The organism is Clostridium sp. TF06-15AC, assembly GCF_003481165.1.
In the GTDB taxonomy this organism is placed as follows: domain Bacteria; phylum Bacillota; class Clostridia; order Lachnospirales; family Lachnospiraceae; genus Otoolea; species Otoolea fessa.
In genome coordinates, this window is the sequence record NZ_QUKS01000001.1 from 789971 (window position 1) to 812663 (window position 22693).

Below are 22693 nucleotides of genomic sequence, written 5' to 3' on the forward strand. Positions count from 1 at the left end.
TTAATCCAGCTGGATCAATGCCATAAAGACCAGATCTTCATCTCCGGTATTGGCAATGCCATGACCACAGCCATCCGGCGTGAAGGTCTTATCGCCGACGGTAACCGGACGTTTCGTTCCATTGTCATCGTACTCGCCCTGTCCCTTGATGATATAATACGTCTCGCTCTCGCCGTGGTGCTCATGATAGCCCAGGGAACATCCCGGTGCGATCGTTACCTCGGCAAACATCTTACATTTTGCATTTAACTCATTGTCATCCAGAATGTATTTTACAACTACCTGTCCTTTGCCGCCGTTCGCATTTTCCTTAACAACTGTCTTCATGCTGCTTCCTCCTCATCCTGTGCCATTTTTTCAGATTCGTTCGACACTATTTTTCTATGGAGTATTATAAGCGATTTTTTTCTCAACTTCAAGATCTCTACTTAAGCGCAATCCGCATTTGTTGCAGTTCACACTTTGTGCAAACTGCAACTGGATTTTGCCGATGCTTCGCATTCCAAATCGGCAAAATCTGCTGCCTTCAATACTTCGTACGGAATTTTCAGTTCAGAAAATTCCTACTTGCTAAGCGCAATCCGCATTTCCAACTCGCTGTACGGAATTGTTACCTCCGGGAATCCTTCCGCATACGATGCAATCTCATACGGCGCATAATAGAAAACCACGCCCGTCTCGCTCAGATAAAACGGCGATTCGTAGCTGATGCCGTCTGTCACCGTATGTTCCAGATCCTCCGGTGATTCAAAGGCAAAATTTGTCTTTTCCGCCAGCTCCCGGAATGCCGCACCAACCTTCGCCTGCAGCTCCTCCACCGGATTCTCAACCACATCGCTCAAAGACAGGCGTGCCCCCGTTTTCCGGTCAAAGACAAAATACTGGCGGAACGGCGTTCCGTGTGCACCGCCCGTATATTCGTATCCATCCGCACGGACGCAGACATAATGATCATCCAGATACGTAATCGCGTCATCTCCGTCGATCGTAAGCGCCATCGAATAGATCGGCTGCGCCGCATCCGCCTCCTGCGGAAGTACCTCTTCCTCCGATCCGTCCGTTTCCGCTGTATCGATGCTCATCTCCGTATCAAGATTCATGGAATCCGTCCGCGCCGCCGACAGAACCGACGCCTGCAGCTCCTGCATCGTCTGGTTCATCGCCTCGACCGCATCGCCCTCTCCGTCAAATACCAGCCGTTCTGCGTACACACTTCCCAGCTCCCGGCTTCCATCCGCACTCTTTAACGTCTCCGACTGCGCCTCGACATGCCCCAGCTCCCGGATCGGAGACTGGAACAGAACCGGCTCTAACAACGTCACTTCCCCGCCTGCCGCATCATCCAGCGTTTTTTCGCCCAGATAAACGCCGTAATCCTTAAACTGCTGGCAGTATGCCTGATTTCCCGTCACATAAAAATTACCATACATAGAAAAATCATTCGTCATGCCCGGCTCTTCCTCGACCGTAAAAAGCGCATTCTGCGCCTCGGCGGCATTTGCCGCTGCATCTGCCTTAGCATCCGCCGCAATCCGCTTAAACGAATACTTTCCCGTGCTGATCTGGGACGCCTGATTTTCCATCAGGTACAAATATCCGTCCTGATACTGCACCAGGCTGATATTTTCCGCCGTCTCATATAAAAGCGTCCGTTTCTCCGGGTCAGAGACCTCATAGCGGTAACACTGCGTATTTCCATTGCCATCCCGAAGCAGGGCAAAAAATGCGTCCTTCGCAAACAGCACCGACGATGTATTCGTAATATCCGAAATCTCCCTCGGATGGCTGCCGTCCACATCCGCAATCACCAGGCAGGTTTCATTCTGCACCGGCATATACCCAAACTGTTCCGTATAATATGGAAGAATCCCATTAAACAGCTCGCTGCAGCCTGCCGGAATCTCCCCGTAGATCGTGTCTGACGGTGACAACTCTCCCGCTGTTTTGCCATTCTCATCGAGCGTATAAATGACATTCATGTTATAACCCTTGACATACAGGCGGTTCTTTGACGCATAGAGCACCGACGGCTGATCCGTCAGATCCGCTAAATGCTCTTCCACACCACTCTCCAAATCCAGCCGGTACAGCCCATAAAGCTCCGTGCCCTGTGTGCTGCCACTCTCCGCCTGTATCCGGTCAAAATACAGCCCGCCTCCGTAGACCCAGAAGGTGCTGTTTTCATCTCCTGTGTCAAACTGGCAGAGCGTCTTCATCTCGCCTGTCTCCTTCGAAAGGGAACGGATCTCCGTGCGGTATTTGAGGTACAGCATGCCATTCTCCTCCAGCACCCGATCCGCCGCTCCGAGCGCCGTGCTGACCGCGCCCTCCGTTTCCTCTGCCGCCTGTGTCTGCGCTGTTGTCTCAGCCGCCGGTGATTTTTGGCACGCTGACAGGGCTGCCGAAGCAGCAATCAAAAACATCGAGGCCGCCAGCACTGCCCTATACCCTGTCTTTTTCTGAACCTTTTTTCTCTGGTTCTGCTCTGTTCTTCCCTGATTCTGTTTCATTTCTTCCCGTTTCCACTCTTTCTGAGCCATCCGTCCAAACTCCCCACACTTTTTCTATTTTTCATCGGACCTGCGTCCGCTTTTTCTTCTGAATACAGGCGGAAATGGTGAATCCATCCCCGCCTGTCATACAGTGTACCCTGTTTTTTTTGCAATGTCAAAAGGTGTTCCAATATATTAAGTTATATTAATGAAACTGTAAGATTACAGTGCGCGGGTCTTTGACACCTGCATACCAGCTTTATGAGGCAATCGGCATTCCTACTGCAAATTATCCGGTCCAAATCCCATCGGCAGAAGCTCCGCCAGTGTATAGACCTTATATTCCTTCACCGAACGTGCCAGAATGATCTGAAACGCATCCTCATGGCAGAATTCTTTCATTACCTGCCGACACACGCCACAGGGCGCACACCAGTCAAATTCCGAAGCTCCTTCCGGGCCTCCCACAACTGCAATCGCTGTGAAGCTGCGTTCACCCTCACTGACTGCCTTAAAAAAGGCAGTGCGTTCCGCGCAGTTTGTCGGTGTATAGGCCGCATTTTCAATATTGCAGCCACGGTAAATCCCGCCTTTTTCAGTCAGCAGAGCCGCTCCCACCTGAAAATGAGAATAGGGTGTATAGGCCATTTTCCGTGCTGCGAATGCTTCCTCGATGAGTGTTTCTATCCTCTCATTATTCATTCTTCGCATCCTCCTGAATCAAGATACGGATGGCTTCCACCGCTGTCCGGATTGCTGCCTCTGTATCATGGGCCTGTTCATTGGACAGGCCTTTTTTCGCCCGCTCCTGATTAGCCAGAACCAGAAAGCAGGCACCTACACGCACCCGAAGGAAGCTGCCTGCGATAAACAGTGCTGCTGACTCCATCTCCGATGCCAGGCATCCCATCCGAAGCCACGCCTGCCACTTATTTTCAAGCTCGTAGCTGACCGGCATCACCTCCGGCTCATGCTGACCAAAGAAGGAATCCTTCGACTGTACAACGCCCGCATGACAGCGGAACTTCAGATTCTTCGCTGCACGGATCATTGCATTCATAACATCCACATGGGGAACAGCCGGGTACTCAATGGGAGCGTACTCTCTGCTGGTTCCTTCCATGCGGATAGCTCCGCTTGCAACTACGATATCTCCGCCCAGTACATCCTCCTGCATACCGCCACAGGTGCCCACACGCAGAAAAGTATGGGCTCCGCACTTGGATAACTCCTCGATAGCGATAGCCGCTGACGGACCACCGATGCCGGTTGACGTTACACTGACTTTTACCCCATCGATGGTTCCCGTATATGTGGTATATTCACGATTATCCGCAACTAACACCGGATTCTCAAAATGTTCTGCTATCTTCTTACATCGCTTGGGGTCCCCCGGCATGATGACATATCCGCCGATATCCTCCGGACCGATTCCTGTGTGGTACTGTTTTCCCGTTCCTTCTGTATAATCAACCATATAATCGCCGCCTTTCTGTTTTTAACTTCAAGTCCAATGTCATTTATTTTATCTGATCCAGAATAGAAGTTCCGATGGTTCCCTCCGGCATCTTGACACCGAAATTGTCCGCAATAGTCGCACCGATGACAGCAAAGGTGTCACTGGTATCAAGCTTCCCACTTTCCGTATCCGATGGTGAATACGCAATAAACGGGACCTGCTCTCTCGTATGATCCGTTCCCTTGTAGGTTGGATCATTTCCATGATCCGCCGTCAGAATCAGCAGATCGTCCTCACGGAGCAGCGGCAGAAGCTCTCCCAGCTTTTTATCAAATTTTTCGATCTCTTCCCCGTATCCCACTGGATTTCTGCGATGTCCCCATAACGCATCAAAATCTACCAGATTGGTAAAGCAAAGTCCCTTGAAATCCCGCTTTGCGATATCGATGGTCTGCTGCATGCCATGCACGCTGCTGTCGGAATGATTGCTTTCTGTTATCCCTTCTCCCACAAAGATATCGTTAATCTTTCCAACAGAAATCACATCATATCCGGCATCCTTCAGGGCATTCAGCGCCGTCGGTCCGGTGGGTTTCAAAGCATAATCATGGCGATTACTTGTCCGTTTGAATTCGCCGCGCTTTTTGCCCACATAGGGTCTTGCGATAACACGGCCAACTCTCCACTCATCCCGCATAGTCAGTTCTCTGGCAATCTCACAGTAATGATACAAGGTCTCAAGTCCCATGGTTTCCTCATTGCCACAGATCTGAAGCACAGAATCCGCTGATGTATAGACAATCAGTTTTCCTTCATTCACTTCCTGTTCACCCAGCTCCTCCAGAATCTCCGTTCCGCTGGCTGCCTTATTGCCGATTATCTTTCTGCCGCAGCGCTTTTCCAGTTCGTCAATCAGTTCCTTGGGAAATCCATGTTCTGTAAATGTGATAAATGGCTTATCTGTCCGAATGCCCATCATCTCCCAATGACCGGTCATGGTATCCTTACCATTGCTCGCCTCATTCATCGCCATGAAATATCCTTCCGGATGTTCTGCCGGCTTAACCTGCTTAAGGGCCTTGAGATTGGCAAGTCCCAATCTCTGCAGATTCGGAATATCCAGATGTTCCACTGTTTCTGAGATGTGCCCCAGCGTATCCGCACCGATATCATCAAATCTGGCTGAATCCGCCATGGGCCCGATTCCAAGGGAATCCAGTACGATTACAAATACACGATTAAAACGCATATCACTCACCCTTTCTACTAATTTTTGCTATATTTGATAGTTTACTTTTTTACACTCTCACACAGTCGCGGGTGATTTCAGCAAGGGAAGATACTCCGCACATAGCCATGGTATCTGCAAGCTCACTTCCGATCTTCTGAATATAAGCTTCGACCCCTTCTCGGCCTCCGCCATAGACAGCTGTGACGAAAGGTCTGGCTATGATAACCGCATCTGCCCCCAGTGCCAATGCCTTAAATACATCGGTACCGGAACGGATTCCGCCATCCACGAAGATTTTCATGGAACCGTCCACTGCCTTTGCTATTTCTTCCAGAACCTCTGCCGTTGCCGGACACTGGTCCAGGACTCTTCCTCCATGGTTAGATACCACGATAGCTGCTGCACCGGCCTCTTTAGCCTTCAAAGCTCCTTTTACCGTCATAATTCCTTTTACAATAAAAGGGACTCCTGCTGCCTTCACGATCTCACGAAGTTCCTCCACTGATTTACTTCCGGCCGGCGGATTGAAATTTTTCAAAAATGGAAGACCTGCCGCATCAATATCCATGGCAGCCGCGAAAGCACCTGCATCCTTGACAAGCGCCATCTTTTCACGAATCATCGCCACATTCCATGGCTTCACTGTAGGAATTCCCAGTCCCCCTGCCTTTTTGATGGCTTCCGTGGCTGCCACCATCACATTGCTGTCCATTCCGTCTCCTGTAAAAGCAGCAATTCCAAACTCTGCGCAGGAAGAAACTAATATATCATTGTAAGAAACATCATTCAGTGAATCGCCGTAATGCATATTCACGGCTCCCACCGGACCTGCAAAAAACGGATACTGAAAATTCTTTCCAAACAACGAAAGAGAGGTATCGATGGGACGTTTCTCCACCAGTGTATCCATCTGGACACGGATTTCCTTCCATTTGTCATAATTCCGAATCGCCGTATCTCCGATTCCTTTGGCTCCCGGACCCGGCATCTGATTCTTGCAGGCTCTTCCGTTGCATTCCGGACAGGCCTTACAGTAATTGCCCATTTTTCCTCTTGCCAGTTCTAAACATTCTGCATAATTCATTAATCTGGTTACCTCCCTGTCACTTTCATGTGGTCTCGAAATCCTTTTGTACTTGATTCTGCGAGAAATTTTTTGACAGCTGCATCATTTCCGGTAAGCAGCTGTCCACCACTCAAAACAGCCATTTCACATATGATATAATAAAAACCTATCCCTTCTTCGGCCTCTTCTCAAATCCATGCACCCAATTTCCCCTTAAAAACAAAAACAGGAAAATCACGGAGCTGATGCTCCAGGTCAGTGGGTATGCCCAGAATATGACCCGGATATCCGGAATCAGACGCACTGCCAGTGTGATGTAGCTGACACGGAACAGACACCATACACAGAGCAGAACGATCATGGGCACGGCAGCATTGCCGGAACCCCGGAGTACAGCCGCGATACAGTGAGTAAATGCCAATAAACAATAAAACAACGCAATGGTTCTGGCCTGCATCACCCCATAATGTATCACATCCGGATCACGGTTGAATGCTGCAATCAGCACCGGTGCCGCCGTATATATGGTGATACCAATCAGTTCTGCAATGGAGATGGAGCAGAGGATACCGAACTTCGCACCTTTCTTTGCTCTGTCATACTGCTTTGCCCCAAGATTCTGTCCCACAAAGGTAGTTATCGCCATAGTAAAGCAGGTCACCGGCAGGAAGGCAAAACCTTCTACCTTAGAATAAGCTCCGCAGCCTGCCATGGCCATTTTACCGAATGCATTGATGTTGGACTGTACAAACACGTTGGCTATGGCAATGACTGAGTTCTGGAAACCGGAAGGTACACCATTCTGAATAATCTGCCTCAGCATATGTCTGTCAAAACGAATCTTCCTAAGCTCCAGCCGGTAATCTTCCTTCACCCGCATCAGATGCACCATACAGAGAATCGCGCTGACAAACTGGGATATAGCCGTTGCCAGGGCTGCCGATCCCACTCCCATGCCAAGTCCTGCGATAAAGAAGATATCCAGCACCACATTCACACAGGAGGAAATAATCAGATAGATCAGCGGATGGCGGCCGTCCCCCACCGACTGCAGGATTCCAACGAAAATATTGTACATGACTACACCCAGAGAACCTGCAAAATAGGTTTGAAAATATACTATCGATTCCGGAAGTACATCTGCTGGTGTTCCCATCAGTACCAGAATCTTCGGTGCCAGATACATTCCCGCAGCCGTCAGTGTGATTCCAGCCACCAGACCGAAGGCTGTGGTTGTATGAATCGCTCTCTGGAGATAATCCTTGTTTTTCGCCCCATAATACCTGGCAATTACCACACCTGCTCCCATGGCAATACCGTTAATAAAACCTACCATCAGGAAAATCAGGTTTCCTGACGAACTGACTGCTGCCAGCGCATTGCTGCCAAGATAATTACCTACAATCAGGGAATCCGCTGTATTATACAGCTGCTGAAACAGATTCCCCAGAAACAATGGTATGGCAAATAAAATAATCTTCTTAGAGATACTTCCCTCTGTCATCCTCGTTTTGCTTTCAGCCCCCATAAAACCCCCAAAATTAATCATATTTATGCACACAGTCGATGACTATTCATCACCCCCTCTGCACGCATATGTTATCGATCTCATTATAGCCGACTGCCAGCAAATTCTCAATACTTCTTGAGCTGAGTGTGTAGCCCATTGGCTGTGATTAACAGTGCTAATCAGAACACATCGTTTTTATGTTTCTTTATATTTTTGCTGTCAACCTGATCTCCATTTAACTTGCGTTCTTTTAAATCCAGCCACGCTTTCGCCTTAAATGGTATCAGGCAAGTCGGACTTAATACCGGAATGCCATCAACCATCTTTTGTCCGATTTTTAGCAATTCATAATACGCTTCATTTAAAAGGATTGCCGACAAACTAGATATTTCATCATCTATCAGAAGCGGTGTGAGAACTGCATCATCTTCCAATATAATGAAATCCGGATTTCTGGAAAATATCTCTATCATATTAAGCAAAATTTCCACTCGATGAGCGGAAATTCTACAATATCTAAACTACTTCTTGAATTTATATTTTCCTTTTCCATGACCGGATACTGGTTCAATAATGTCTGCCTTTACCAAATTGGAAAGAAGTTTTGAAGCACCTGAACCTTTCAGCTCAAGAAGCTCCATAACTGCACTTCTTCCAAACACCTCATCAAAGCCAAACTTCTCAAAAAGTCTATGGATATGAACCGTCGTTTTTGCCGAGAAATCACTACTTTTTTCGAAAAGTAAACTTTCAATATCCACTTTTTTGTCTCGAATGTCCACTTTTTCACTCTCAACATCCACTTTTGTGTCCCCAATGTCCACTTTTTCTTCGTTCAAAAGTCCACTTATATGAAGATTTCGATTATGAAGCTCATTTTTCTCGTTCAAAAGCAGATTTCTGAGAAACGCTTCCAGATACTCTGTTGTTTCGTGAATACCTTTTTGCAGGTTCGTATAGTTTGCACGAACAAGTGCATTTCGGAAATACCACGCATTTTCCGCAAAAATATCATTAGTTGCAGAAAACCCAAGTGTCCTTAAATATTTAATGAAGAACACTGCCGTTGTTCTCGTGTTGCCTTCCCCAAAGATATGAATTTGCCATAATCTTGAAATGAATACCGCAGCCCTCTATGAATGATGCAAACGGCGATGCACCGCATCGATTATCCGCATCACCCCATATCCCAGACAACCGCCCAATGTATTCATAACTACATCGTCCAGCTGGCAATATCCTCTTTCTGTCACAAGCTGCATCCCCTCGATCATCATCGACAACAGCATACTGATCAAAAGCATCTTCCACCATTTGGCACACCGCCTTTCTGCCAACGGCAGCAAAACTCCAAGCGGAAGAAACATAATCACATTCTCAACCATATATGCCCTGGACTGCCAGGTTCTGCCCCATGTCTCAAACAGCTGCCAGTCAATCCCCGTTCTGGAACCCGACTCCCGCGAAAAAAACGCCTGAATCCACACAACCGTTTCATATACCCCCAATAAAAAATAATAATACACCTGCGGTCGCTTCCATGCCTTCTCCCCGGCAACCAGCCGCAATAACAAAAGCATCATAATCGCCGCTCCGACTCCCATGGGAAGGTACGAAACCGGTTCTTTTATATCATCTAACAATATTTTCCAAAATTCCAATGAGGTTCTCCAATTATTGTTTTTGTTTTATCATGATACCCATAAATCACTAACTCACAAGCATGCAACAGCCCCTCTTTCCGTCTTCACAATATTTTTCATCTACACCACTTGTACCCCTTATACCCAACTGCCTTCCTCAATTATACCGTTTTCTACTGCTTATAGGCAATCCCCAAAATTGAGTACCGTTACTGTTCACGCATACGTTCCCAGTAACGGAATTTGCCGTGGCTTCGCATTTAAATATGGTGAATTCCTGCTGCCACCACGTTTTCTTACGGCACTTTCGGTTCCAAAAGTGCCTATCCGTGAACCAATGTCAGTAAGTTAAGCAACGGTAAGCGATGAATAATCCACCGTATTGCCCACTGCCCCCTTGGTATCCTTCGCCTTAAACAGGCAGTGGTTCATGGTGTTCAGGTGTTTGATTTTCAACATCAATCAATCCACTGCAGCGTTCCTTTATAAAGTCGTCCCACGGTAACAGCTTTTCTATACCTGCGGGCTCATTTTTGTAGTCCGGCATATAAAGTAGTACTGTGTAGAGATACCGGAATAAATGGCTCTCATTCTCCGGAATGGTGGCCCTCAAAGTCCGGACAGGTGGCTCAAAGAGCCCCGGAATAATCAACGGTGATGCCCTGGATTCTGGATGCCATTTGCGTAACCACCTCCTCGCAGGCATGAAAAAAGCCCATCTGCACGGGGCAGACAGGCATAAAATAATCTGAAATTTACAATTCTGTCATTGCTAAGCGGCAGAAAAAGAGCTATACTTAAATTGAGAAATTGTACTCAAAGGAGGTACTCTCTATGAGTGAATATAATATTGACATTGCCGATATGCAGTGCTGGGTTTTCCGCATGGCTCAGTCCAAGTGGAAAATGTCTCCCAGCGATTGCGCTGAACTTTTTAAGAAATACGACATTCTTGGATTTATTTCTGAATGCTATGACATCCTTCATCTAAACGGTTACGCCTGTGTTCTTCACGATGTTGAAACCTTGTTAAAGAATCGAGGTGTATCCGTATGATTGAATTGCAGGATGGGATGCTTCTGTACCACGGTAGCTACATTGGTATCCCGGCGATTGACCTGAATCGCTGCTTTGGTGGACTCGATTTTGGCCGAGGTTTTTATCTTACATCTTCCTACGAGCAAGCGTACAATTACGTTCAGCTTTCGGTTAGGAAAGCGATGCGTATTGGTACAGTTCCAAAAGATTTCAACCCAGAAGACGGACAGATATCTGTTTACAAATTCCACTACGATCCCAACATATTAGCTTACTGTTTCCAAGGAGCCTCTGTTGAATGGCTTCATTTTGTAGCAGCAAACCGAAAAAAGGATTTGTTCCCACAACTTTTGAAAAAATACGGCACCATCGACATCATCGGTGGAAAAATTGCAGATGACCAAACAGCCCACACCTTACAGCAGTATATCGGTGGCGTTGACTTTGGTATCCCCGGCACACCGAAAGCAGACAAAATAGCTATTGAAAAACTTCTTCCCAATCGCCTAAAAGACCAATTCTGTTTTCGCACGCAGGACGCCGTTAATCATCTTGAATATATAAGGAGTGACCGCTATGGAGATGTCAAACTATAACTTCACAGATACGCAGAAAGAAAGCTGTGCTGTCAGTCTCATGCGCGATACGATCAAAGAACTCGCTTTGCGTGATACTATTTCCTATGAAGATGCACTGTTACGCTTCACAAATTCAAAGGTATATGAAACACTTTTCGACTATGATACCGGAATTTGGAGAGAAAGCCCCGACTATCTTCTGAATCTCTATGACTATTGCAATTCTAAAAAGACTGCCTAAGTTTTCTTTCTGCTTGACTAGCACTACTACATCGGCTATACTTTCAACAGTGATCAGGTTTCGGTAACCTTGCGAGGTCCGAAGCCGGGAAGATGAGCTCCGGGCCACCTTCTTTCTCCCCCAGTTGTGTACGACTGGGGGATTTTTATGCCTTACCACCAGACGATTGTGCTTATTTCGTTCGTAATATAAGCACGGTTGTCTGGTTTTTGCGTAAAGGTCAAATTCTTCGCTCCACGCCAAATACAGCGCCGCTTATTTGCGGCGCTTGTAACACTCGGCCGGAAGGTCTTTTGACCACGGCATGAGTGGTTCCAAATCTTTTTCATCTATACTTCCATCGGCACGAACAACCTGTGTCAGCTCTGTCAACAAATGTTTCATGTAATAGTAGACATTCAGGCCATTCGCCCGGGCGGTCTCCGTAACACTGTAAATGATTGCACTGGCATCAGCTCCTCGTACCGTATTGATGGTCATCCAGTTTTTACGGCCAATCGTGAAAGTTCTCAGCGCACGTTTGCTGGCCAGGTTATCAATCGGTACTTCTCCATCTGACAGGAATACTTTCAGATATGCTTCCTGATTCAGGCAATAGTTGATGCCTTTGGCTGTTTCACTCTTTGGAAGCACCGACCGGTCCGCCTGTATCTTTCGGAGCCAGGCAAAAAATTCTTCAACCAGAGGCTTGATGGAAGCCTGCCGCTCATTTAAGCGTTCTTCTGGAGTCAGTTCCTTTAAAGCTCCTTCCAGGTCATAAATGGCACCAATTCGTACCAGTGCTTTATACGCAACAGACGCCTCGACCGCTTCTGGATTACTTTTTCCAATTTCCTTAATCGCATTTGCGAAGTGGCGCCTTGCGTGAGCCATGCAATTCGCATTCTTCACACCAGCAAGATCCCGCTCCAGCTTATGATACTGTTCCAGGCCATCAGTCACAAGAACACCGTCAAAGTCCTTATAATACGCTTTCGGATGATCGCTGTGTCGTGTCTTCTGGTATTCATGGAGGTTTTGTAGTCCTGTGTTTCTCGGTATTCTTCAAAAGTGTTTTTTACTTTTTCCGCCACTTCTGATTCATACACACCTGCCGTGATGAGCAGCTTCCGTACCTTGATGGGATTTAATCCCAACTCATCTCCGATGGCCTGCAAGGACATCTCAGAATCATAAAGTGCCACAGCACTTTCCATCTGCTCTTTCAGATTTTTCCCGGCATCGTACTCTGGCTTCAACTTCTTCCGGCCACCGCCTGGTTTTCTTGTTTTCTTCATTTTACTCATGCAGCTCCAACGGCAGTCCGTCCGGGTCATGGAAGAAAGTCATCTTCTTGCCGGTGTAATCATCCACACGAATTGGCTCACATTCAATTCCTACCTCTGCTAACTCATTCACTGTCTGCTCCACGCTCTCCACACAGAACGCAAGGTGACGCAGCCCACAGGCCTCCGGGCGGTTCACACGCTTCGGCGGGTTTTCTTCTGCAAAAATCTCCAGTTCTGTGTGCTCATTGACACGAAGATCTAGCTTCCAGTCCTTACGCTCTGGACGGTAGTTCTCTCTGATAACAGAGAATCCCAGCTTGTTCACATAGAAATCCTTAGCAACTTCGTAGTCAGATACGATGATTGCAATATGATGTATTTTTGATAAGTTCATTTTCTCACGCTCCATTTGTTTTGTTCTTCTTTTATTTTCGTTATAAACTATACGACAACCTTCAAAAAATACCGTGTGAACTCCTGGAGTTCAGTTTTGTCCACACGGCATATCATCAAAACTTGATCACTTTCGGCTCATGGGTGAAAGAACTAATGGTAGCCACACCATTCTTGAAGTAGAAGACCTCAGTGTTGCCATCATCTGCGGCATACATCTTCTTCAGTGCCGGATAAGCATCCAACATAGATTCTCTCGCCTCAATGCGGTCATCTTCTACCAGTTCCCCGGAAACACGAATCCACTCGCCGCCTTTGAATGCACACAACTCTGCTTTCGGATTGGCATGCAGCTGCTTAGAAACATCCTTCTTCTTGCCAGTCTGGATGTACAGCTTTCCTTCAAAAATATGTGCTGTGCCAAACGGACGCACTTTCGGCTGGTCGCCTTCGACCGTTGCCAAATAATATGTTTCAGCCTCTTTTAAGAACTTTACGATTTCTTCCATTTAATTCTTTCCTTTCCTACACGGTCGTGTGTGTTTTATAGTTTTATGGTTTTATTTCAGTTTTTCGAGGATCTCGTCCGCACTCATCCCGCTGGCTAATAATCTCTTAACCACACTCTCGGCTTCTGCCTTCTTAGCTTCCAGGGATGCCTCTTCTTTTTCGGTCTTCTTCAGAGCAGTCTTCTTCGCTTTCAGTGTGTTCTTCTGCTCCTCAATCGCTTTCTAGATGGATGCGATTTCCGTATTCAGAGACGCAATAGTCTCCTGCTTCTCCGCGATCTGGGATGCGTAGTCGGTATTGGTTTTGGGACGGTTTTTGCTGCCTTTCGTTCTGGGAATGGTGATAACCTCTTTTTAATGGTTTAAGTATAACACTGTGTTTGGGTGAGGGCAATATGCTCACTTTCCCTTGTAATCCGAACATCCCTTCAAAAAATCAGCAGACACAAAATACGGATTATCCTTATCTCCGTTTTTTACAATTAAGATCGAATCATCATCTGCTGCAAGAATGGCAATCTGATCACCGGTTTTCAAAACCAATTTCATCTTCTTGATTTCCGCATCTTTTTTCACGGAGTATGTTCCCAGAGTTTTCAACTCTTTTTTGTCCTTAATGTCTCTGTATTTGTTTGTGATCACGCTTCCCACTGTACCACCTACAACAAGACAACTGCCTCCAATTATTGCTAAGAGATTTAATGGACCGCCAACTTTCTTTGAAGCGGTGGTAATCCATTGATACCATCCAAGATTACTCATTCTCTCACCTCGATTTCAACTTGAATGTATTCTATTATATTATCATTGGAGATGGAGAAACTGCTATTTTCAGTTTTTCAATCAGCCCAACAACATACGGATACAATTTTTCGTTATCAAATTTTCTCAACTCATTCATTAATTCGTCTATTGACAGAACTTTTCTCACATCTCTTATATCTGTAGGATATGATTCCTTGCCTATAGTGAGGTTAAAAAAACGAGTATCTCTCAGTGCTTCAATTTCCTTGTAGCATGGAGTACCTTTGTGCTTAATATAGTTATATGTATTTCTGATATTCGACTCAGAAAATTCTTTCCAGAACTCAATAATTAAATCAATTGCATCAGAAAATTCTGGTCTCATTACTTTAAGATATTGAAATGGATTACCTTCTGCATGCGGCGTACTCACTCCATTTTCTGTCTTTCGCAACATATCCAATGACTTTTCAATCGAATGCATACCAATGATTTCATCCGCATTAGTCACATTACCTTCATTGTCGAATTTGTATAAAACATATTCCGCTGAAACATACGTCATCGTCCATGTTAAATCAACTAGAATGTTGTAATTTATTAATGCTGTTTCAAGCATTTGGGCTTTGAACATTAATTCAATTCCTTTTTGGGTAACCTCATCATCTACTTTATCAAACCAGTAATCCCAATTATCTTCCTCAGTTTTACTTAAAAATATTCTCGCCATTTCATAGCGTTCAAAAAGTTCATGCCACTTGCTTACAAAATACACATCTTGACTCGTTGGAAGTTTTGTACCTATCAAATTGTATTTACTGCTTGATGGCGGTTCTACTCCTTCAAAAATATTTGTTTGAAATTCCATAATACGCTTCTCCATTATTTTTTCAAAATGGATAGTTACTTTTCTCACATCTTCGCCGACCATAAGATCGTTGCCTACTGCTCACCACGGAGAGGTGTGTGTTTATCAGAGCAGCGTAGGGAGCTTCCGCTCCCAGTATATCACAATTTCATCCGGTTTTACAGACGCTTTCTTGCATTCATCACCGCACAATACATCAATCCGCCAATCATTCCACCGACTGTGTTATAGAAGATGTCTGATAGCTGAAACGTACCCAAGCGAACCTCTGCGCACTCTGGAATGTCAGATACCAGACAGCAATTACCATAGCTCATTGCCTCCAGTAGACTTAAGGGCATTCCCTCCAGATCAGACGGCAGCGTGTAAATATAAGCATTGCTGTACAGTTCATCCAACATCGCTCCCTGTACAAACCCGGTAAAGAGAATCCGATCGTCGCCCTTCGCCAGGTCTTTCAATTCCTCCATAAAGGAATCCGTATCGCTAGAGCCGCCTGCGATGACCAGCTTTTTATCTGTCTTGACATTCTTGAACGCCTCAACCAGATATCGAATACCTTTTTCCGGCACCAGACGACCGAGGAACAATATGTATGAGTCTTTTTTCAGTCCAAAATTATCAGTGATTAACTTTGCCTCCCGAACCTCTGGCCGATTGACACCATTAGGGATAAAATGCGTCTCCCTCCCGTACGTATCCATGAAGTACTTCTGAACGCCTTTGCTTAGAACGATGATTTCGTCCGCATATTTCACGGCGTTTTTTTCGCCGCCACGAATGAACTTGGATGCAACGCTTCCGCGCCACTTCTCGCGGGCCCAGTCCAAACCGTGAATAGTGCTGATTACACGCTTGCCAAAAAGTTTTGGTATCCAACAGAAAAAGGCAGGGCCTTCTGCATGGATATGCACCACATCGTATCTTCCAAATGCACTACAAAGTGCTGCAAAAAAGGAAGAGCTTACCGCTGCAAGTCCCTTCTTCTCAATGGTCGGAACAACCTTTTGACGGATACCATCATATTCAATTGTTTTGTCATACTCTGCACCGCTCACATGATGGCCTGCTCTATTGTAGCAAGTCACATCACAACCATTCTGTGCCATTCGGGTGCATAACTCCTTTACAACAATCTCTATCCCGCCTTCACGCGAAAGACGTTTCTGTCCGAAAACCGCAAGTCTGATTTTTTCTTCCATTACTTCTCTCCAACCGTCATTCCATAGTTTCTATTCTTGTCCTAGGCTTATACACCAATCCCAGCAGTTCTTTTCCTTAAATTGTCATGCTCGTCTTTCACTATTCACCTTTCCTACTTCATAGCACAACAACAAGCCTGTATACAGATTGTAGCAACAATCTATACGCAGGCTTGTCCTCGTACCTCCTCATTCTGTTTTCTGCTCTATCAGCTTTCGCTGTGGTGGGTTAAGTATAGAGCGCAACCAGAAGCCATTAACTCCCGAAAACACGCTGGTCATAACGCACCATGACAAGCAGAAACAAGTTGAGGTGAAAAGGTCAAGCCGCGCAAACCCACATGAAATCAGGCTTTTCTCTGGTTGTCCATATTCAACTCCACCATAGACCATCAGACCTCAACTGATTTTGTTGAGTAGACATTTATTATCCAAACATCCAATCCGTCTCCGGGCTCTTCTTCTACCGGTCATTACATCGATCCATCCTCCTTCAAAACCACCATCACCGTCTTCACCAGTATCTTGATATCCATCCCGATATTCCAGTTACTGATATACTCTCGGTCAAGCCTTACAACCTCTTCAAAATCGGTAATGTCACTCCGACCGCTTACCTGCCACATCCCGGTAATCCCCGGCTTGATCGCCAGCCGGGCTTTATGATGCAGCTCATAAAGATTGGTTTCCGAAATCAACGGCGGGCGCGTGCCGACGATCGACATATCACCTTTCAGCACATTGAAAAACTGCGGAAATTCATCTAAACTGGTACGGCGGATGAAATCGCCGATTCCGGTCTTGTGGCTTCCATCCGGCAGGATCTTGTTTCCGATAACACGCGGATCGAAATCAAGTTTGAACATCTTTCCATCGCCAAGTCGGTTATCTTTCATCAGCTCTGCTTTTCGTGCCTCGGCATCCATGTACATGCTTCTGAATTTATACATCTTGAACCGTTTTCCGTTTTTACCAACACGCTCCTGGGCGAAGAAGATCGGTCCCGGGGACGCCAGGTAGATTGCTGTGCCGACAAACGGAAGCAATAGTACTGTAATTGTGCAGCCGACCAGACCGCCCATGATATCCATTACGCGCTTTAAGAAAAGCTGGAAGGAGGACGCATAGTTGATGCTGGTTGTCAACACCGTGTACGGTCCTATCTTTTCGACAAACTGTTTTTTCCCCGGCTCACTCATTACCTTTGCCAGACCCAGGTGCACCGTCACGCCGGTTTCCATCAGCTGGCTTAAAAGCTTTCCCGGATACGGCACCTCGTCTGAGGTGACCACCAGGACTTCATCGATCCAGTCCTGACAGACATAGTGCGGAATACCCGCTTCCTCTGCCACGACCGGAACTCCATCTATTTTCTCTCCGACGGAATATTTTCCACCTCCGATGAGAGAAACACCTGCAACCATATATTGTGCATAGTTATTTTCTTTAATTGTTTTGACGACGCGCTCGACGACATCTTCACTCGCTGCAATCAGAAGGGCGCTTTTTCCCTCGTCGCTCGTCTTTTTCTTCTGTAGGTGCCATTTCCAGAGCTCCCGGACTGCATATGCCACAACGCTGTAGCATACCGGCATCAGAAGCAATACCGGCCTCGAATAGTTCTGCCCTTCCTGTAAAAGGAACAGATATAAAAGTGCAATTCCTTCTATAAAAACTGCCTGCTTTACCGTCATGGTAAATTCCCGGAAATGTCCTCTCCGTATCACGCCTTTCATCGTTTCCCGGCATATGAGCAACATCAGATCTGCCAGTCCCAGAAACATAGCCACATTCCGATATAAGATCGGTGTGTATATATCCCATCCATACCCACTGCACGCATATGCAAGCGTCAGTGCTACCTGCAGGCAGAGTATATCCAGGATGATAAAATCAACGTGTTTCATCCAGCCGCCCGAATTTCTTTTGTACATACTTCTTCCCCCTTGTCAATTTTTGCCCTGTTCTCCGGATGAAACCTATATTCCAGATAAATCCCTTATCCGTTTCCGGCAAAATCAACGATATTTCGTTTTCGGGTATATTCCGCCAGTTCGTTTTCGTTCTGATAATCTAACGAATTTGGCTTTTTTATTTGACATTGACGGATCATGACCATCTATCTATATTGGTCTTGTAATGGTCTGGCCCACTCAAAGTTAGAAATTTAGAAATTATTTTTATTGTTTTAGGGAAGCAGCAGGCTTTCCCAAACAGGTTCCTGCCGCTTTCCGCCTATCTACAGATTAGTTCTTATGAACCAGTGTAAATATGGCGTTGCCCGGCATCGTAACGTTGATTGTGTTGGTCGCATAATCAACACTGTTTACAGCTGCCAGTTCCCATGCATGGGTTGTCTCATTGTAGAAATACAGCTGGATGTTCTGAACGTTGCCCAGGGCTGCAACTGAAATGTTGACAATCACTGCTTCTTTCGTTACAGCGCCGTTTGCATCAGTTGCCTGCAGCTGCTGTGCCGGCATCAGCGGAGAGTATCCAACCATAGCCGGATCACCGGTTACACGGTACAGTGGGATACCTGCATTGATCTCAAATACTTTCTCAGCAACTGCCCAGCTGTTGCCGTCTTTGATCTGCTGATCGGATGCAAATCCAACTGCATTGTTGCTTCCAGAAGTTCCCTGGGAAACAGTGATTCCGTTGGAACCATTCTGTCCGTTGTTCTTGATACCTGTGGTGGTCTTGTTTGTGATGGTTCCTGCATTCACATTCAGACCTGCAGACTTGGAAGACGCGCTTGAGCTATGTCCTCCTCCGTGACTAACCGTCGCGTTTGTGTTCGGGCTTCCGGCAGCCATGGCCAGAGTGCCAGGCACCGCCATGATAGCGGCTGCTACCAGAAGTGCTGCGTACTTCTTTTTCATTGTACTTCCCTTTCCTTTCCAGCTTTTTAAGCCTGCGCCTTTTAAGCTTTTTCTTTATAAAAAAGATTGATAACAATCTCTTTTAACTCATCCATATCCGGATAAAATTCTTCGAATTTACCCTGATAAATCTCTCCCGACAGCTCGATAAAATCGCCGTCCTCCATGGTTTTCGGGCTGTTTAACATTGCAAGTCCCATGTCCATGTACTGGTCTTTTGCCATATTGGTGATCGCCTTTTCCTGGATGCCATCTACCAGGCGCGTAATCGTTGTTTTATCCGCTGTCTGGCTTTCTTTGGCTTTCTGAATAAAGGATTTCAGATATCCTTTCTGACGGTGCAGGCGCACTGTAGCAGAACCATCTTCGTTGATATCTCGGAACCGGACGTATTTCTCCGTCAGGTCACCGATCAGAGTGACGGTTTCTCCCATCTTGAAATCGTCAGGATATTTCTCTGCGACCATCTCATCTTCAACCGTGATGGGTACGCCGCCGACCGCGTCGTTAAAATAGGGGATGGAGTCCATATTGACGGCAAAGTATCCGTCTATCTGAAGTCCAAATAGCAGCTTAGAAAGCGCTCCCACTGTCAGCTCACAGCTTTTTTCGCGTCCGTCCCCGAACGCATAGGCAAGTGTCAGCTGCTTCGTCTCGGTTCCGATTGGATTTCCAAAATAATCAAAAACCTCGATCTCTGTCATCGTATTTCTCGGAATTAACACAATCTGTGCCTCATCCTTGGCAGCGTCCTGCGCCACTAAAAAGAGTGCATCGGCGTCTCCGCCTTTTCCGGCGACGTTCTGGGCTTCCATCTCCCCCTTGGTATCAACACCTATGCAGAGAATCGCCCGCATCGCCGTGTTGCGGCGGTATTTTTTGCCATTCCAGGTCAAAATTCCATTTGCAAGGTCTTCTTCCTCCTGGCTTTTTGCCTGATCACGGGCTTCAATCGCACGGATTGCCGCTTCTCTTTCTTGATATTTCTGATAAACATGAATGCCGCCCGCTACACAGGCGATTCCTGCCACCGCCCAGGCGATCCACCGGATCATTTTCTGCTTTCTCATTTGACTGGCTCGTTTTCATAATATTTTGTATATTTCGAATATTTACCATAGTATCTGTGATAGTAGCCGCTGCCTGCCATGTCCACACGGTTCAGCACCGCGCCGAGAATCCGGCAGCCGGTCCGCTCCAGCTGGCTTTTGGCTTTCTGCACCAGACGGTAGCTAAGCGCACCGCTCTCGACTACCAGGATCGCTCCGTCGCAACGCTGTGCGATGATCGCACCGTCAATGACACTTCCGAGCGGCGGCGTATCGATGATGATCGTGTCGTACTCATTTCTCGCCCACGCGATCAGCTTACTAAATGCATCCTCGCTCAGAAGCTCTGCCGGATTCGGTGCCATCGGACCAGAGAAAATGATATCCAGGTTCGGCAGGTTCGTGTGATACAGAACCTCCCCTAAAAGCCGCTGCCCGGTCAGGTACTGTGTCAGTCCGTAAATCTGCTGTCCGCCCCCGAAACGGGCTACCAACACGGATTTACGGATATCCGCATCGATAAATAACACGCGTCCCTCGGTCTGTGCCATCGAGATCGCAAGCTGGGAGGAGGTCTCACTCTTTCCTTCATCCGACATTGCACTGGTCAGCATGATGACCTTGAGCCCATTTCCGGAAAACTGGATGTTGGTACGGAGTGTCTTCATTGCTTCCTCATACTGATAATCTCTTTTCTCATCCTGTATGATCTGGATGAATCCGTTCTGAATTGACATGGTCTCCTACCTTTCCTTCTTATCTTTTCCGGCAAATGGATTGATGATATCCCAGATACCAGAGGTACGTTTTACTTTCTTCTCGCCCCGTTCGTGGATCTTGCTCTCTGGGAGTGCTGCCAGTACTGGCAGTTCCAGATATTTCTCCACATCTTCTTCCGAACGGATGGTATCATTCAGGATAACCGTCAGTGTAATGTATCCGCACACGATCACTGCGGCAATCAGTGCGCCGATCAGCGCGTTTTTCGTATTGCTCGGGCTGGTTTTCTGGTTTGCCACCTCACCGCTCTCGATGAGTTTCGGCGGCGTCATTTCCATGATCTCGCCGACATAGTCGGATGCCACCTTTGCGGTCATATCGACAATTTTTTTTGCCATCTCCGCATCCGGATCCAGTGCAGAAATGTTTAAAATACGAGTATCCGACGGGTTCTCCACCTTAATTTTTCTGACCAGTTCTTTATAATCCATATCCAGATGAAGCTTATCAACCACCTCTTCCATAACGGAACGACCGGTGATGATCGTCTTGTAATCCTGTGTCAGCTGCGTGCCGATCTGCAGATCGGCTAACGAGGTCAGCGTTGTCTCTTTCGTCAGTACATAAATCTTCGCCGTTGAGCTGTACTGCGGTGTGAGCAGAAAATAGCTGTATGCTCCGCCGATTCCGGCTCCGAGCACCGCCACTGCAATGATGACCCAGAGTTTCCGGAGTAATGCATAAAAGATTTCACCCAGATCGATTACTTCCTCGTCTTCCCATTCTTGTCCTTGATTTTTTCTCTTTTCCATACCTTCCTTTTCCCTTTTCGTATTGTTTTTATCTGTCAGACATTGTTACAATGTTACGGTTCACGCATACATGCTCGGTAACGGAATTTGTCAATGTTCTGTAACCACGTGATTTCGAAAAACATTTGCATTTTTTCGCAAACATCTATTCTTTTACAATTTCTCATCCAGTATGATCTTTTCCGGATTTTCGATCGACAGCTGTCTGGCAAGCTCACTGCCTCCCTTTTTCCGGATCCATGCGATGGCTTTCGCACTGTTGGGAACCCGGTGGCGGTTGCCATGCATGTCGGTTCCCAGGAAACTGATGTAACCGGCTAGAAGTGTCCGGCGGCACCACCTCCGGTCCAGGCGCTCCCTTATTTTCCAGAAATGGCTCAGTTTCGTGAGGCTTCCGTAGTTCATCTGGAGATACGCGCCTTCCTTCATTAGCTCTTCCAGGCGTCCTTTTTCCCGCAGACACTGGTACCGCTCGATATGTGCCAGCACAGGCAGATAGCCCGCCATCGTCAGCTCCCGGACAGCGCCCTCGATCTGGCTCCAGGAGGATGTCGGCAGAAACTCGGTCAGCACGTACCGGCTGCCCGCCAGTGTCAGAAGCTTTCCTTCCCGAAGCATCTCGACCATGCCTTCGAAGTATTGGATTTCCTGCCCCCGGTAGAGTTCAAGATCGGGCATCGCCTTCTGGACACGAGCCGCCAACTTCTCCATAAGCTCTTGTATCTGCTGCGGTTTTGTCCGCCAGTGATACGCTACATAGTGTGGGGTGGCTATCACCTTCCGGACGCCCTGCTTATAAGATCTCCGAAGCATCCGGTAACTGAGTGCCATTTTCTCTGCCCCATCATCTATCCCCGGGAGCACGTGTGTATGGATATCCACCACACCCAGCTCTATCTTGTCCGGTCTTCTCTGCGTTTTGCGCGCCATTGCACTTTTCTCCTTAGTCAGTCATTTTTCTGTCTGAATACACACGAAATAGACA

26 protein-coding genes are annotated in these 22693 nt (G+C 46.8%); 3 read left to right on the forward strand and 23 right to left on the reverse strand.

Annotated features, from left to right (window positions below; all coding sequences use genetic code 11):
• From DXC57_RS03520 to DXC57_RS03565, 10 genes are all read right to left on the reverse strand, one after another.
• Positions 1-327 (reverse strand): cupin domain-containing protein, encoded by a 327-nt coding sequence (locus DXC57_RS03520; RefSeq protein WP_107000176.1) that lies wholly within the window; start codon positions 325-327, stop codon positions 1-3.
• Positions 328-563: 236 nt separating this feature from the next.
• On the reverse strand, positions 564-2540 hold the full coding sequence (locus DXC57_RS03525; RefSeq protein WP_118651166.1) for an RsiV family protein: 1977 nt from the start codon (positions 2538-2540) through the stop codon (positions 564-566).
• A gap of 231 nt (positions 2541-2771) precedes the next feature.
• Positions 2772-3194, reverse strand: a complete 423-nt coding sequence (gene cdd, locus DXC57_RS03530) for a cytidine deaminase (RefSeq protein ID WP_118293287.1) — start codon at positions 3192-3194, stop codon at positions 2772-2774.
• Positions 3187-3969, reverse strand: a complete 783-nt coding sequence (gene udp / locus DXC57_RS03535) for a uridine phosphorylase (protein WP_022359925.1) — start codon at positions 3967-3969, stop codon at positions 3187-3189. Before udp ends, cdd begins: the two co-directional genes overlap by 8 nt.
• Positions 3970-4012: 43 nt before the next feature.
• Positions 4013-5200: a phosphopentomutase gene (locus DXC57_RS03540; RefSeq protein WP_118651168.1), complete on the reverse strand. Its 1188-nt coding sequence runs from the start codon at positions 5198-5200 to the stop codon at positions 4013-4015.
• Positions 5201-5249: 49 nt separating this feature from the next.
• The gene (locus tag DXC57_RS03545; protein ID WP_118651170.1) at positions 5250-6266 is read right to left on the reverse strand and encodes an alpha-hydroxy-acid oxidizing protein; all 1017 of its coding nucleotides are present in this window, start codon (positions 6264-6266) and stop codon (positions 5250-5252) included.
• Between the two features lie 148 nt (positions 6267-6414).
• Positions 6415-7776 carry an MATE family efflux transporter gene (locus DXC57_RS03550; RefSeq protein ID WP_118570408.1) on the reverse strand — a complete coding sequence of 454 codons (1362 nt, stop codon included), beginning with the start codon at positions 7774-7776 and terminating at the stop codon, positions 6415-6417.
• A gap of 161 nt (positions 7777-7937) precedes the next feature.
• Entirely contained in the window at positions 7938-8231 is a 294-nt protein-coding gene (locus DXC57_RS03555; protein ID WP_118651172.1) for a hypothetical protein, read from the reverse strand.
• A gap of 48 nt (positions 8232-8279) precedes the next feature.
• Positions 8280-8819 carry a hypothetical protein gene (locus tag DXC57_RS15625; RefSeq protein WP_347501709.1) on the reverse strand — a complete coding sequence of 180 codons (540 nt, stop codon included), beginning with the start codon at positions 8817-8819 and terminating at the stop codon, positions 8280-8282.
• Positions 8820-8891: 72 nt separating this feature from the next.
• Positions 8892-9419 carry a VanZ family protein gene (locus DXC57_RS03565; protein WP_118293292.1) on the reverse strand — a complete coding sequence of 176 codons (528 nt, stop codon included), beginning with the start codon at positions 9417-9419 and terminating at the stop codon, positions 8892-8894.
• 816 nt (positions 9420-10235) lie between these two features.
• On the opposite strand from DXC57_RS03565, the gene DXC57_RS03570 reads away from it, so the two are divergent.
• Genes DXC57_RS03570 through DXC57_RS03580 form a run of 3 tightly spaced genes read left to right on the forward strand, consistent with a single transcriptional unit; the run spans position 10236 to position 11258 of the window.
• Positions 10236-10457, forward strand: a complete 222-nt coding sequence (locus DXC57_RS03570; protein WP_118651174.1) for a DUF3791 domain-containing protein — start codon at positions 10236-10238, stop codon at positions 10455-10457.
• Positions 10454-11035 (forward strand): DUF3990 domain-containing protein, encoded by a 582-nt coding sequence (locus DXC57_RS03575; protein WP_118651176.1) that lies wholly within the window; start codon positions 10454-10456, stop codon positions 11033-11035. The genes DXC57_RS03570 and DXC57_RS03575 overlap by 4 nt, the downstream gene beginning before the upstream one ends.
• A complete protein-coding gene (locus DXC57_RS03580; RefSeq protein WP_118651178.1) occupies positions 11016-11258 on the forward strand; it encodes a hypothetical protein in 243 nt (80 codons plus the stop codon). Before DXC57_RS03575 ends, DXC57_RS03580 begins: the two co-directional genes overlap by 20 nt.
• A gap of 255 nt (positions 11259-11513) precedes the next feature.
• Here DXC57_RS03580 and DXC57_RS03585 read toward each other — a convergent pair whose 3' ends face one another.
• The 13 genes from DXC57_RS03585 to DXC57_RS03650 form a co-directional block, all read right to left on the reverse strand.
• A complete protein-coding gene (locus tag DXC57_RS03585) occupies positions 11514-12299 on the reverse strand; it encodes an IS66 family transposase (protein ID WP_243101272.1) in 786 nt (261 codons plus the stop codon).
• Complete coding sequence (locus DXC57_RS03590; protein WP_118651180.1) at positions 12197-12535, reverse strand: hypothetical protein; 339 nt, start codon at positions 12533-12535, stop codon at positions 12197-12199. The genes DXC57_RS03585 and DXC57_RS03590 overlap by 103 nt, the downstream gene beginning before the upstream one ends.
• A 1-nt stretch (position 12536) precedes the next feature.
• A complete protein-coding gene (locus tag DXC57_RS03595) occupies positions 12537-12920 on the reverse strand; it encodes a VOC family protein (RefSeq protein WP_118523576.1) in 384 nt (127 codons plus the stop codon).
• A 115-nt stretch (positions 12921-13035) separates the two neighbouring features.
• Complete coding sequence (locus DXC57_RS03600; RefSeq protein WP_118523544.1) at positions 13036-13428, reverse strand: pyridoxamine 5'-phosphate oxidase family protein; 393 nt, start codon at positions 13426-13428, stop codon at positions 13036-13038.
• Between the two features lie 399 nt (positions 13429-13827).
• The gene (locus DXC57_RS03610; protein ID WP_147354072.1) at positions 13828-14190 is read right to left on the reverse strand and encodes a hypothetical protein; all 363 of its coding nucleotides are present in this window, start codon (positions 14188-14190) and stop codon (positions 13828-13830) included.
• 34 nt (positions 14191-14224) lie between these two features.
• Entirely contained in the window at positions 14225-15040 is an 816-nt protein-coding gene (locus DXC57_RS03615) for a hypothetical protein (protein ID WP_147354073.1), read from the reverse strand.
• Between the two features lie 158 nt (positions 15041-15198).
• The gene (locus tag DXC57_RS03620) at positions 15199-16242 is read right to left on the reverse strand and encodes a glycosyltransferase family 4 protein (RefSeq protein ID WP_207665172.1); all 1044 of its coding nucleotides are present in this window, start codon (positions 16240-16242) and stop codon (positions 15199-15201) included.
• Between the two features lie 473 nt (positions 16243-16715).
• Positions 16716-18176, reverse strand: a complete 1461-nt coding sequence (locus tag DXC57_RS03625; RefSeq protein ID WP_118651186.1) for a sugar transferase — start codon at positions 18174-18176, stop codon at positions 16716-16718.
• Positions 18177-18488: 312 nt separating this feature from the next.
• The gene (locus DXC57_RS03630; protein WP_118651188.1) at positions 18489-19127 is read right to left on the reverse strand and encodes a hypothetical protein; all 639 of its coding nucleotides are present in this window, start codon (positions 19125-19127) and stop codon (positions 18489-18491) included.
• Positions 19128-19168: 41 nt separating this feature from the next.
• Positions 19169-20197, reverse strand: coding sequence for an LCP family protein (locus DXC57_RS03635; protein WP_118651190.1), 1029 nt, complete (start codon positions 20195-20197; stop codon positions 19169-19171).
• Positions 20194-20913, reverse strand: coding sequence for a CpsD/CapB family tyrosine-protein kinase (locus tag DXC57_RS03640; protein WP_118651192.1), 720 nt, complete (start codon positions 20911-20913; stop codon positions 20194-20196). Before DXC57_RS03640 ends, DXC57_RS03635 begins: the two co-directional genes overlap by 4 nt.
• Before the next feature lie 6 nt (positions 20914-20919).
• Positions 20920-21708, reverse strand: a complete 789-nt coding sequence (locus DXC57_RS03645; protein WP_118651194.1) for a Wzz/FepE/Etk N-terminal domain-containing protein — start codon at positions 21706-21708, stop codon at positions 20920-20922.
• 153 nt (positions 21709-21861) lie between these two features.
• Entirely contained in the window at positions 21862-22638 is a 777-nt protein-coding gene (locus DXC57_RS03650; protein ID WP_107000287.1) for a CpsB/CapC family capsule biosynthesis tyrosine phosphatase, read from the reverse strand.
• Positions 22639-22693: the final 55 nt, after the last annotated feature.